The organism is Amycolatopsis sp. lyj-112 (assembly GCF_046549055.1).
Lineage (GTDB): Bacteria > Actinomycetota > Actinomycetes > Mycobacteriales > Pseudonocardiaceae > Amycolatopsis.
Genome location: NZ_JAJPWS010000001.1, coordinates 433040 through 444718 on the forward strand (window position 1 = coordinate 433040; position 11679 = coordinate 444718).

Annotated in this window: 15 protein-coding genes; 11 read left to right on the forward strand and 4 right to left on the reverse strand. The window is 65.1% G+C overall.

The features are described 5' to 3' along the window. Window positions 1–46 precede the first annotated feature (46 nt). The 6 genes from ACLJRL_RS02055 (at window position 47) to ACLJRL_RS02080 (ending at window position 5604) form a co-directional block, all read left to right on the forward strand. Window positions 47–1780, forward strand: coding sequence for a DUF262 domain-containing protein (locus tag ACLJRL_RS02055; protein WP_410654251.1), 1734 nt, complete (start codon window positions 47–49; stop codon window positions 1778–1780). Further along, window positions 1767–2999 carry a type II toxin-antitoxin system HipA family toxin gene (locus tag ACLJRL_RS02060; RefSeq protein ID WP_410654252.1) on the forward strand — a complete coding sequence of 411 codons (1233 nt, stop codon included), beginning with the start codon at window positions 1767–1769 and terminating at the stop codon, window positions 2997–2999. The genes ACLJRL_RS02055 and ACLJRL_RS02060 overlap by 14 nt, the downstream gene beginning before the upstream one ends. Before the next feature lie 87 nt (window positions 3000–3086). Beyond that, window positions 3087–3494, forward strand: a complete 408-nt coding sequence (locus tag ACLJRL_RS02065) for a Mov34/MPN/PAD-1 family protein (RefSeq protein WP_410655130.1) — start codon at window positions 3087–3089, stop codon at window positions 3492–3494. Window positions 3495–3565: 71 nt separating this feature from the next. Further along, on the forward strand, window positions 3566–3838 hold the full coding sequence (locus ACLJRL_RS02070) for a MoaD/ThiS family protein (protein WP_410654253.1): 273 nt from the start codon (window positions 3566–3568) through the stop codon (window positions 3836–3838). Window positions 3839–3841: 3 nt separating this feature from the next. Further along, a complete protein-coding gene (locus ACLJRL_RS02075; protein WP_410654254.1) occupies window positions 3842–4792 on the forward strand; it encodes a PLP-dependent cysteine synthase family protein in 951 nt (316 codons plus the stop codon). Between the two features lie 98 nt (window positions 4793–4890). Next, window positions 4891–5604: an aspartate/glutamate racemase family protein gene (locus ACLJRL_RS02080; protein WP_410654255.1), complete on the forward strand. Its 714-nt coding sequence runs from the start codon at window positions 4891–4893 to the stop codon at window positions 5602–5604. Here ACLJRL_RS02080 and ACLJRL_RS02085 read toward each other — a convergent pair. Continuing rightward, window positions 5565–6437 (reverse strand): arylamine N-acetyltransferase family protein, encoded by an 873-nt coding sequence (locus tag ACLJRL_RS02085; protein ID WP_410654256.1) that lies wholly within the window; start codon window positions 6435–6437, stop codon window positions 5565–5567. The two genes, ACLJRL_RS02080 and ACLJRL_RS02085, sit on opposite strands and share 40 nt — an antisense overlap. A gap of 91 nt (window positions 6438–6528) precedes the next feature. Between ACLJRL_RS02085 and ACLJRL_RS02090 the strand changes: the two genes are divergently transcribed. The 5 genes from ACLJRL_RS02090 to rdgB are packed head-to-tail and all read left to right on the forward strand — an operon-like array spanning window position 6529 to window position 10192. After that, on the forward strand, window positions 6529–7191 hold the full coding sequence (locus tag ACLJRL_RS02090) for a rhomboid family intramembrane serine protease (RefSeq protein WP_410655131.1): 663 nt from the start codon (window positions 6529–6531) through the stop codon (window positions 7189–7191). Further along, window positions 7188–7994 carry a glutamate racemase gene (gene murI / locus ACLJRL_RS02095; protein WP_410654257.1) on the forward strand — a complete coding sequence of 269 codons (807 nt, stop codon included), beginning with the start codon at window positions 7188–7190 and terminating at the stop codon, window positions 7992–7994. The genes ACLJRL_RS02090 and murI overlap by 4 nt, the downstream gene beginning before the upstream one ends. Before the next feature lie 29 nt (window positions 7995–8023). Next, window positions 8024–8791, forward strand: a complete 768-nt coding sequence (locus ACLJRL_RS02100; protein WP_410654258.1) for an MBL fold metallo-hydrolase — start codon at window positions 8024–8026, stop codon at window positions 8789–8791. Window positions 8792–8813: 22 nt separating this feature from the next. Beyond that, window positions 8814–9590: a ribonuclease PH gene (gene rph, locus ACLJRL_RS02105; RefSeq protein ID WP_410654259.1), complete on the forward strand. Its 777-nt coding sequence runs from the start codon at window positions 8814–8816 to the stop codon at window positions 9588–9590. Beyond that, entirely contained in the window at window positions 9587–10192 is a 606-nt protein-coding gene (rdgB, locus tag ACLJRL_RS02110; protein ID WP_410654260.1) for an RdgB/HAM1 family non-canonical purine NTP pyrophosphatase, read from the forward strand. Before rph ends, rdgB begins: the two co-directional genes overlap by 4 nt. A gap of 41 nt (window positions 10193–10233) precedes the next feature. Here the strand turns inward: rdgB and bcp are convergent, their stop codons facing one another. The 3 genes from bcp to ACLJRL_RS02125 form a co-directional block, all read right to left on the reverse strand. Then, window positions 10234–10704: a thioredoxin-dependent thiol peroxidase gene (bcp, locus tag ACLJRL_RS02115; RefSeq protein WP_410654261.1), complete on the reverse strand. Its 471-nt coding sequence runs from the start codon at window positions 10702–10704 to the stop codon at window positions 10234–10236. A 27-nt stretch (window positions 10705–10731) separates the two neighbouring features. Further along, window positions 10732–11277, reverse strand: a complete 546-nt coding sequence (locus ACLJRL_RS02120) for a hypothetical protein (protein WP_410654262.1) — start codon at window positions 11275–11277, stop codon at window positions 10732–10734. 190 nt (window positions 11278–11467) lie between these two features. Further along, complete coding sequence (locus ACLJRL_RS02125) at window positions 11468–11650, reverse strand: hypothetical protein (protein ID WP_410654263.1); 183 nt, start codon at window positions 11648–11650, stop codon at window positions 11468–11470. Between the last annotated feature and the right edge of the window lie 29 nt (window positions 11651–11679).

Consider the following 11679-nt stretch of genomic DNA (forward strand, 5'->3'; position numbering starts at 1 on the left):
GTGTCGTATGGCACACTGTTGGAACGTTGTTATAGAGGGGAACAGTATGGTTGACGGCATCCAGAGTGGTCTTACGGCTGATGCGCTTGAAGTCCAAGAACTTGTCAGACGTGTGCGCAATGGCCAGGTTAGGGTGCCTAACTTCCAGCGAGGGCTTCGATGGGGGTACGCCGAAGTCAAAACTCTTTTCGACAGTATCTTACGTGACTTTCCCATTGGAAACTTACTGCTTTGGCAGCGATCTGCTGCCGCCGCCAAGCTTACGTTGGGAGCAGTGCAGCTGGACGCTCCCGAATTGTCGACGGCGTGGTGGGTTGTAGATGGCCAGCAACGAATAATTAGCCTCTATAATGCGCTGTCTGAAGAAGCGGTCCACGATGATAGGTTTGCGTTGTCCTATGATCTGGAGGCTGGGAAGATAGTAAGACGCATTAAGGACGACAATCCGTTTGTCATACCTTTCCCTGTTCTGTTCGATTTGACTCGAGTCTTGAATTGGGCGAGAAGTCATCCTGAAATTACGGACCGGATTGAAGATATTAACCTGATAACTGCGCGCCTTCGCCAGTTTCGCATCCCCATCTACCTCGTGGAGCAGGATGATGAGGAGATACTTCGCGAGATCTTCGACAGGATGAATAATTCTGGGAAGAAGCTCACGAGAGCTGAAGTCTTCTCGGCTTTGAATCCAGGCGAACAGGATCAGCTTGCGATACCCGTCATAGCTGAGCGTGTGTCGCAGGAGCTCAATTTTGGCAGGATCGACGATGACACAGTCTTGCTTGCACTTCTTGCGCGACGTGGGCCGGACGTTCAACGTGAGATTCGACTCGAGTTCGACTCGACGGATAGAAACGGGTCGATTGACTTCCCGAACGAGGATCAAGCCACGGCTTACGTCGAAGGTGAGAAGGCGCTGCGGCAAGCGGTGATATTCCTTCAGGAAGATGCCAATGTTCCACACTTTAGCTTTCTGCCTTACAGGTACCTGCTGGTTGTTCTAACCCGTTTTTTCGGTCTGCATCCCAATCCTCAATCCAGGGACCTGATTCTCCTCAGGCGTTGGTTTTGGCGCGCGGCACTAATCGGCCCCGTCCTATTTAAGGGAAGTGCGACTGGTACTACGCGTCAACTGAATCGGAGAATTTCAAAAGGTAGTTCCAGTGAGTCTGTACAGAAGTTGCTAGGCCTGCTTTCAAGGCGGAATCCCGAGCCTCTTCACCCGAAGACCTTCCGAACAAATGAAATAACGGCAAAAGTTATTCTCTGTTCTTGGTGGCGGTTGTCTCCTCGCTCGCCGCGTACTGGGGCTTCGTATCAGGTGAGCGACTTGGCGGACATGATCGGAGACAGGCGCACGCCGGCTGATGCAGTCCCTCGTTTACGTACCAGTACTCGCGCGGGCGAGTACAAGCTGTGGGCTGCGAATAGAATTCTTGTCCCAGATCAAGAGCTCGTCATTAATGAATTCGATGAAGATTTGATCGTTGCTGAAAATAGAATGAGTTCTACTGAATGGGTTGAGCTGCTTCGTTCGCATACGCTGACCGCCGAGCTTCTAGGCTCTCTGCAAGATGTCGAGGAGCTCCCCCGCTTCTTTGAAGGTAGGCAGCGGCTTATCGAAGCGGAGTTAGAACGTTTCATTGAGCTGATGTGTGAGTACAGCTTGGAAGATACGCCCCCGCTTTCGCTGTTGATATTTGACGATGAAGAAGAAGGCGTTGGCGTGGATTTTGAGTTGGACTTATTTGGTCCAGGCGGTATAGATGCCGGTTCCTGAGCGCAGTTTTTTGGTTTTGCTCTATGGTCAGAAGATCGGTAATCTTCAGCAACGTGGAGCATTTACGCGATTTTATTTCAGTCCGAAGTATCTGGAAGACCCGCAGCGTCCAGTGCTTGGTTTGTACTTCGAAGAGGATCCTCCGGAGCAGCGAGTTAGGCGGTTGAGGCTACCGTCTTGGTTTTCCAATCTCCTTCCAGAGGATCGACTGCGCAGGTGGATAGCCGACCAGCGCGGAATTCCTCTTGATCGCGAGGTTGATCTGATTTCCGAAATTGGGCACGATTTGCCAGGTGCCGTGCAAATTGTGCCTGGTAGTGAGTCTTCGAAAGTGATTGATTGGCCGCGGGTAAAAGATGGACTTGGTCAAGGTTTTTCTGCTGCAGGGAAAGGAGGAATTCGATTTTCTCTTGCTGGCGTAACTATGAAGTTTTCTATGGTCCGAGTCGGGGAGCGCCTTGTCTTGCCGGCTGCCGATGAACGTGGCGATTGGATAGTGAAGCTGCCCGATGCGTCGTTCCCGCGGGTGCCCGAGAACGAATTCGCGATGATGACGCTGGCTAGAGAGTCCGGAATCGACGTACCTGAAATTGAGCTGATGCACCGAGATCAGCTGCCTAGATTGCCAGACAACTTGTGGGCGAATGGTGAAACTTACGCCTACGCTGTTCGTCGTTTCGATCGAGGCGATCAACGCCAGCTGATTCATATTGAAGACTTAGCTCAAGTGTTGGGGATATATCCGGAGAGTAAGTATGAGGCCAATTTTGAAACAATTGCTTCGCTTATTTTTCGGCGTCGCGACAAGGGTTCACTGCAAGAGTTTGGCAGGCGATTTGTATTCAATGTTTGTATTGGCAATAGCGATGCGCATCTTAAGAACTGGTCGCTAATTTATCGCAACTCGCGTCGCCCGTCCTTGGCTCCTGCATATGACCTGGTAAGCACCTTGCCCTATGGCTATCGCGGACTTGGTATGCCCTGGGAAGGGCATACTGACTCGCAAGAAGTAACGCTTGACAGTCTGACTCGCCTTGAGAGGCGTCTGCAAACGAAGGTGGCACTAGGTGACGTCGGAGCCGAAACGTGCAAACGTCTCGTCGAGGCCTGGCCGAGGGTCGAGGAAGGCCTTCGAAGTGCCCCAGAGGTGAGGAACGCGGTTGCGGAGAGTGTCAACACGGTGACCCGGAAGCTGTTAGGGCGAGTGGGTCCTTCCTGAGGTCCGTTCAGGTGCGAGCTCGCGGGGTCCTAGTGGCGCCGATCTCAGAGTGTGGAAGGCGTCTGTCCAGCACCTAAGATGTCGGATGTGCTCCGGATCCGCCGTGACCTCGTCGACGAGATCGTCGCCCATGCCCGTCGTGACCATCCCGATGAGGCATGCGGGGTGATCGCCGGTCCCGAGGGATCGGACAGCCCCGAGCGGTTCATCCCGATGGTCAACGCCGCCCGGTCGCCGACGTTCTACCAGTTCGACTCGATGGACCAGCTCAGGCTGCACCGGGAGCTGGAGGCGAACGACGAAGCCGCGGTGGTCATCTACCACTCGCACACCGCCACGGACGCCTACCCGTCGCGCACCGATGTCTCGATCGCCTCGGAACCCGGCGCGCACTACGTGCTCGTCTCCACCAAGGACCCCGATTCGCACCAGTTCCGGTCTTACCGGATCGTGGACGGGGAGATCACCGAGGAGCCCGTCGAGATCACCGGCTGAACTCCCGTCCGGAATAACCCGGACCGGCCCGAACGTCTGCGTAGTAGAGAACCCACCGGAGGTAGAAACCCATGGCCGTGACCGTGTCCATCCCGACCATCCTGCGTACGCACACCGGCGGCGAGAAGTCCGTCGAAGCGACCGGCAAGACCGTGCTCGAGGTGATCGACGACATCGAGTCCCGCCACGGCGGCCTCAAGGCCCGCCTGGTCAAGGAAGAGAAGCTGCACCGCTTCGTCAACGTCTACGTCAACGACGAGGACGTGCGCTTCTCCGGTGGCCTCGAGTCCGAGGTCAAGGACGGCGACACCCTGACGATCCTGCCCGCCGTGGCCGGAGGCTGATCCATGGCTCGCTTCGAGTCGCTGCTCGACACGCTCGGCGGCACCCCGCTGGTCGGCTTGCCCCGGCTTTCGCCCACCCACGACGTGCGGTTGTGGGCGAAGCTCGAGGACCGCAACCCGACCGGTTCGATCAAGGATCGCCCCGCGCTGGCGATGATCGAGGCCGCCGAGCGTGAAGGCCTCCTCCGGCGTGGCTGCACGATCCTGGAGCCGACGTCGGGCAACACCGGTATCGCGCTCGCCATGGCCGCGAAGCTCAAGGGCTACGGCCTGGTGTGCGTCATGCCGGAGAACACCTCCACCGAACGCAAGCAACTGCTGCAGGCGTACGGCGCGCGGATCGTCTTCTCCCCGGCCGCGGGCGGCTCCAACGAGGCCGTGCGCCGGGCGAAGGAACTGGCCGAGGCCAACCCGGAATGGGTCATGCTCTACCAGTACGGCAACCCGGCCAACGCCGACGCGCACTACCGCGGCACCGGGCCCGAACTGCTCAAGGACCTGCCGACGCTGACGCACTTCGTCGGCGGCCTCGGCACCACGGGCACCCTGGTCGGCGTCGGGCGGTACCTGCACGAGGCGAAGCCGGACGTGCAGATCATCGCGGCCGAACCGCGCTACGGCGAGCTGGTGTACGGCCTGCGGAACCTCGACGAGGGCTTCGTGCCGGAGCTTTACGACGCGAGCGTGCTCAACGGCCGGTACTCCGTCGGCGCGTACGACGCCCTTCGCCGGACCCGGGAGCTGCTGGAGCACGAAGGCATCTTCGCCGGAATCTCGACCGGCGCCGTGCTGCACGCGGCACTGGCGGTCGCCGAGAAGGCCGCCGCCTCGGGCAAGCCCGCCGACGTGGCCTTCGTGGTCGCGGACGCCGGATGGAAGTACCTCTCGACGGGCGCTTACTCCGGGTCGCTCGACGAAGCGGCGGAGCGGCTCGACGGGCAGCTCTGGGCCTGACTCACGGCTCAAGTGCGTGCTATGAACGACTCGTTACTTGCAAAATTTGCAAGTAACGAGTCGTTCATAGCACTTCGCGCGCTGGCACCATGGCGGGCATGAAGGTCATCGGGCTGCTGGGCGGGATGAGCTGGGAATCGTCGGCCGAGTACTACCGGCTGGTCAACGAGCGCGTCCGTGAGCTGCTGGGCGGGTATCACTCCGCGCGGACCGTGCTCTGCTCCGTGGACTTCGCCGACATCGAAGCCATGCAGGCCGAAGGGCGCTGGGACGACGCCGGCCTGGAGCTGAACCTGGCCGCGCGTGACCTCGAAGCCGCGGGCGCGGACTTCGTCGTCTTGTGCACCAACACGATGCACAAGGTCGCCGACCAGCTCACCGAGGGCCTGGGCATTCCGCTGCTGCACCTCGCCGACGCCACGGCCACCGCCGTCAAAGCCGAAGACGTCAGGCGCGTCGGGCTCCTGGGCACCGGCTTCACCATGGCCCAGCCGTTCTACCGCGAACGTCTGGCCGCGCACGGGCTCGACGTGCTCGTCCCGGACGAGACCGATCGCGAGACGGTCCACCGGGTCATCTACGACGAACTCGTCCAAGGCGTGGTCACCGACGAGTCCCGCGAGCGGTATCGCGAGGTCATCGCGCGGCTCGTCGAGGCGGGCGCGGAGGGCGTCATCTACGGCTGTACCGAGATCGAACTGCTCGTCGGCCCCGAAGACAGCCCGGTGCCCACGTTCCCGACCACTCGCCTGCACGCCGAAGCGGCCGTGGACTACGCGCTGGGCAAAATCCCCCTCCCGCCGTCGATGTGACGTTCGTGCTGCGAGACGGCCTGCCGCCACAGCCTGTCCCGCTCCTCGCCGGTGAACCCGCCGCGGGGCACGCCGAAGACGTCCTCGATCGCCGTCCACCAGTCGGCCGGTGACTCCAGCACCGTCTTGCCGCCCGGCAGCCGGGCGAGCGTCAGCGCGCGTAGCGAGTCGACGCCGTCGGCGTCCCGGCGCTGCAGGACGAGCGTGCGGACGAAGCCGGAGGTCTCCGACGTCGACAGCTCCACGTGCTTCTCGGCGAAGTCCGGCATCACGGCCGTCTCCGGCGCGAAGTCCATCCCGACGAAGCTGCCCGCCGGGTCGTGGTCGAACCGCCAGCCGCCGGGCGTCACCTCCGACGGGCTCATGCGGAACAGCTGCGGCCCTTGTTTGTACTCGCCTTCACGCAGGGGGATCGGTTCGTGGATACCGTCGCCGAGGCCCACGTCGACCAGCCAGCCCGTGTCCGGGGCTTCGGGCAGCCCGGACACCGTCAACGGCAGGTGGTTGAGGTGGATCCCGGCGGTTTCGCCGTGGAGCTGCGCCCCGCCCGGATGCCGGGTGACTTCATAGCCGAGTGAGGCCAGTAGTGCCGAGAAGGCGCCGTTGAGGTGATAGCAGTAGCCGCCGCGCCCGGCGGCGATCCGGCCGAACGACACTGCGGGATCCAGCGAGGTCACCCGGCCGAGCTGGACCTCGAGATCTTCGTACGGCACGCGCTCGACGTGCGCCGCGTGCAGCCGGAAGAGCGCGCCGAGGCTCGGCGGCTCGTGTTCGAGGCCGAGCCGTGCGAGGTAGGCCGGCACGTCGACGTGCTCGGAAGCGGAAATCCCCATGTCGAGGACGGTAGCGGCCCCCACCGACAATTCAGGGTTCTCACCGAGGCGATTCCGGCGGTTCCCGCCGTAGCCTGGGGAGGTGACCACTTTGCCTTCCCAGCCGGTCCCGGCGAGCGAGTCGTCCGGTACCGATCCGGCCAAACGCGTCCTGCCGCCGAACCCGAAGGGCGCCGCGATCGTGGCGCTGGGCTTCACCCTGCTCCTCTACCTGGTGGAGCTGGTCGACGTCGTGCTGCCCGCCGACCTCGACCAGGGCGGCATCCTCGCCCGCGACCTCTCCGGGCTCGACGGCGTGCTCTGGGCGCCGTTGCTGCACGCGGGCTGGGGGCATCTGCTCTCCAACACCGTGCCCGTCCTGGTGTTCGCCTTCCTCGCGATGTCCGCCGGGATCGGTCGCTGGGTGCTGGTCACCGCGATCATCTGGGTGCTTTCGGGGATCGGGGTCTGGCTGATCGCGCCGGACAACACCGTGACCGTCGGCGCCTCCGGTCTCGCCTTCGGCTGGCTCGCGTTCCTGCTGGTCAGGGGCATCTTCAACCGGGCGGTCGGGCAGATCCTGGTGGCCGTGGTGCTGCTGGGCATCTGGAGCGGGATGCTCTGGGGACTGCTTCCGGGTGACCCGGGCGTCTCGTGGCAGGGTCACCTGTTCGGCGCGCTGTCCGGTGTCTTCGCGGCCTGGGTGCTGGCCCGCGTGGACAAGTCGCGCGCCGTCAAACCGGCGGCGGGCGGTCCGGGTAGCCTCGCCGTGTGAGCAAGCCGAACGCCGACGCCCCGATCGGCGTCTTCGATTCCGGGGTGGGCGGGCTCACGGTCGCCAGGGCGATCCTCGAGCAGCTGCCCGGTGAGCAGCTGCGCTACGTCGGAGACACCGCCCGCAATCCCTATGGCCCGCTTCCCATCGCGACGGCGCGCGAGTACGCGCTCGCCGCGCTGGACGACATCGTCGACGGCGGGGTGAAGGCCCTGGTCATCGCCTGCAACACCGCCTCGGCCGCCTGCCTTCGCGACGCCAGGGAACGCTACGACGTCCCCGTGATCGAGGTGGTCCTCCCGGCTGCCCGTCGCGCCGTCACGGCGACGCACACCGGGCGGATCGGCGTGATCGGCACCGAAGGCACCGTGCGGTCGCGCGCCTACGACGACGCCTTCGGGGCCGCTCAGGGCGTCGAGATCACCAGCGTCGCGTGCCCGCGGTTCGTGGACTTCGTCGAACGCGGGATCACCACCGGCCGGCAGGTGCTCGGGCTCGCCCAGGGTTACCTCGAGCCGCTGCTCGACGCCCAGGTCGACACGCTGGTCCTGGGCTGCACGCACTATCCGCTGCTGTCCGGGGTCCTGCAGATCGTCATGGGCCAGGACGTCACCCTGGTTTCCAGCGCCGAGGAGACCGCGAAGGACCTCGTACGCGTCCTCACCGAGAACGATCTTCTCGCCGGACGCGAGACCCCGCCCAGGCACGAGTTCGTCGCCACCGGCTCCGCCGAGCCGTTCACGCGTCTCGCTCAGCGATTCATGGGCTTCGCTCCGGGTGTGCTGGCTCCCACCAGCGCGTAAAACGCCGGATCCGTGTCTAAGGTGTCACCGTGCGTCTGACGATCCTCGGCTGCTCGGGCAGCGTCCCCGGGCCCAACGCCGCCGCGTCCGGTTACCTGATCGAGGCGGACGGATTCGTCCTGGGCCTCGAACTCGGCAACGGGACGCTGGCCAGGCTCCAGGCCCTGCGTGACCCGTTCGATCTCGACGCGCTGATCCTTTCGCACCTGCATCCCGACCACTGCGCCGACGTCAGCGCGCTCACCGTGCTGCGGCGCTACCACCCCGCGCTGCCGTACCCGGCGAGGCCGCACCGCCTGCCGGTGTACGGGCCCTCGGACGTGCACGAGCGGCTCTCCAACGCCTACGCGGCGAACGAGGAGGAGCGGGCGACCACCGACCTCTCCGACGTCTACGCCTTCCACGACCTGCGGCCCGAACCCGTCGAGATCGGCCCGTTCGAGATCGTCGCGGTCCCGGTCGACCACCCGACCCCGGCATACGGGCTGCGCATCACCCACGACGGCAGGACGCTCGCCTACACCGGCGACACCGGCGTCTGCGACACCCTGACCGACCTCGCCGACGGCGTCGACGTGCTGCTTTCCGAGGCGTCCTGGACGGACTCGCCCAGCCGGCCCGCCGGCGTCCACCTGTCCGGCAAGGAGGCGGGGGAACTCGCGCGGAAGGCGGGTGCGCGGCGCCTGCTGCTCACCCACGTCGCGCCCTGGACCGATCGCGACGCCGTCCTCGCCGAGGCGGCCGTGGCCTTCCCAGGTGCGGAGCTGGTCGAGCAGGGCGCGGTCTACGACGTCTGACGGCCGTTCTAGAGTGACGGCCGTGGCGAGAAAAGACGGCAGGAACGACGACCAGCTTCGCGACATCAAGATCACTCGCGGATTCCAGCGGTGGCCCGCGGGCTCGGTGTTGATCGAGTTCGGCGACACCCGCGTGCTCTGCGCGGCGAGCGTCACCGAAGGCGTCCCCCGCTGGCGGGCCGGTTCCGGCCTCGGCTGGGTCACCGCCGAGTACGCGATGCTGCCTTCGGCGACCAATACCCGTAGCGACCGCGAGTCCATCAAGGGCCGCGTCGGCGGCCGTACGCACGAGATCTCCCGGCTGATCGGCCGGTCCCTGCGCGCCTGCATCGACCTGGCGGCGCTGGGGGAGAACACGATCGTCATCGACTGTGACGTCATCCAGGCCGACGGCGGCACCCGCACGGCCGCGGTGACCGGCGGCTACGTCGCGCTCGCCGACGCCGTCACCTGGCTCGGCGCGGCCGGCCGGCTCGCCGACCCGCAGCCGATATCGTCCTCGGTCGCCGCGGTCAGCGTCGGCGTCGTCGACGGCCGCGTGCGCCTCGACCTCCCGTACGAAGAGGACTCGCGCGCCGAGGTCGACATGAACGTGGTCGCCACCGACGCGGGCACGCTGATCGAGGTGCAGGGCACCGGTGAGGGCGCCACCTTCGCGCGGTCCACTTTGGACACGATGCTGGACATGGCGCAGGCGGGCTGCGAAGAGCTGACCCGGCTGCAGAACGAGGCGCTCGCCCTGCCGTACCCGGGCGAGCTGCCCGAGCCGCGGGCGGACAAGAAGAAGGGCGCGAAGTGACCAAGCTGCTGCTGGCCACTCGCAACGCCAAGAAGCTCGGTGAACTCCGGCGCATCCTCGTGGCCGAAGGGATCGAGGGCATCGAGGTGGTCGGCCTCGCCGACGTCCCCGAGTTCCCCGAAGCGCCCGAGACCGCGCCGGACTTCGAGGGCAACGCGCTCGCGAAGGCGCAGGACGCGTTCGCCGCGACCGGCCTCCCGGCCATCGCCGACGACTCGGGTATCGCCGTCGACGCGCTCAACGGCATGCCGGGCGTGCTCTCGGCCCGCTGGTCCGGCAAGCACGGCGACGACGAGGCGAACCTGGATCTCGTGCTGGCGCAGCTGTCCGACACCCCCGACGAGCGGAGGGGCGCGGCCTTCGTCTGCGCGGCGGCGCTGGTCGTCCCCGACGGCGAGGACATCGTCGTGCGCGGGGAATGGCGGGGCTCGCTGGTGCGGGAACGCCGTGGTGCCAACGGTTTCGGCTACGACCCGATCTTCGTGCCCGACGGCGGGACTCGGACGTCGGCGGAGCTGGAACCGTCCGAAAAGGATGGGGCGTCGCATCGCGGACGGGCGTTGCGGGCTTTGGTGGGGGAGCTGCGCAAGCTGGGGTCGTGAGTGGTAATGACGGTTAGAACCGTCATTACCACTCACGAGCTCTAGATCTCGAGGTCCCGCAACAGCTTCGCGACATGCCCCGTCGCCTTGACGTTGTACTGCGCCACCGCGATCTTGCCGTCACCATCGACGACGAAAGTCGAGCGGATGACGCCTTCGTAGACCTTGCCGTAGTTCTTCTTCTCGCCGAACGCGCTGTACGCCTGGAGAACGGTCTTCTCCGTGTCGGCGAGCAGCGGGAAGGTCAGCCCCTCCGCCTCGACGAACTTCGCCAGCTTCGCGGGCTTGTCCGGGGAGATGCCGAGCACCTGGTAGCCGGCGTCGTTGAGCTGCGCGAGGCTGTCCCGGAAGTCGCAGGCCTGCTTGGTGCAGCCCGGCGTGCCGGCGCTCGGGTAGAAGTACACGACGACCGACTTGCCGCGGAAGTCGCTGAGCGAGACGTCGTTGCCCTCGTGATCGGGGAGGGTGAAATCGGGCGCGTTGTCGCCGGGGGAGAGTCGCTGCTCGGTCATGACGCACACGGTAGCGAACCGGAGGCGTCAGACCTTCCCGCAGTACTTCGCGGCGACCGGTTCCGAGGGGCTCGGCCGCACCTGCAGGCGGAGCTTCACCTGCTGGTCCGGAACGGCGAACGCCAGGTTCAGCCGGACCGCCCGGCCGGGCGCCACGTCCTTGCCCGCGTCCGCGATCCCGTTGTAGCCCTGCACCGCGTCGACGACCTGCTTGACCGAGGCGGTCTCGCCGTCGACCTCGGCGCTGACGGACAGCCCGGAAAGCCGGTACGTCGAGTCTCCCGCGTTCGTCACGTCGATGCCGAAGGCCACCGCGCGCGGGCTCTGCGGGTACGCCGAGGCGCTGGGGCGGAAGGATTTGGGCGCGGACACGGAGATCGTGACACCGGTCGCGAACCGGTGCGGTGCGCCGAACGCGAGGTCACCTTCCGCGTGCGTCGCGGTCAGCCCCTGCGCCGGGGCGTCCGCGCCGAGCACGGCGGCCCCTTCTTCGGGTGCCGAAACCCCGCACGCGGCCGCCAGTATCAGCGAGCAGGCGGCGAGCAAGAGCTTCGGGGTGCGCGGGGGCGCCATGTGCGGTTACTCCAGTCGGCGGGGCGGATGGGCCGTTCGAGGTAGGTATTAGTGCCGAAGAGTCCAGAGTGGCGGTCTTCCTCAGCCGAGAGGAGCGACGTGGCCGTGTTGACGCGCACCTGGTGTACACCCGTGGCCTATCCGTGATCGGAAGGGTACGGCTAGTGACAGTCGTCACCTCGATGACACTTCAGACGGCGAAGGCGAAGAACAGGATGAAGATCGCCAAACCCGACGCCCAGGCCACCAGCAGCCAGCCGAAATCGCGGACGGGATCGACGGCGCGGCTCTCCTCGCCCGGGACGTAGACCCCGCGCTCTTCGAACCAGTCCGCCCACCGGGTCATCCAGCGGAGGGGGCCTCGTGACGCCATGGTGGTCACACTACGGGCCTTGGATGAGC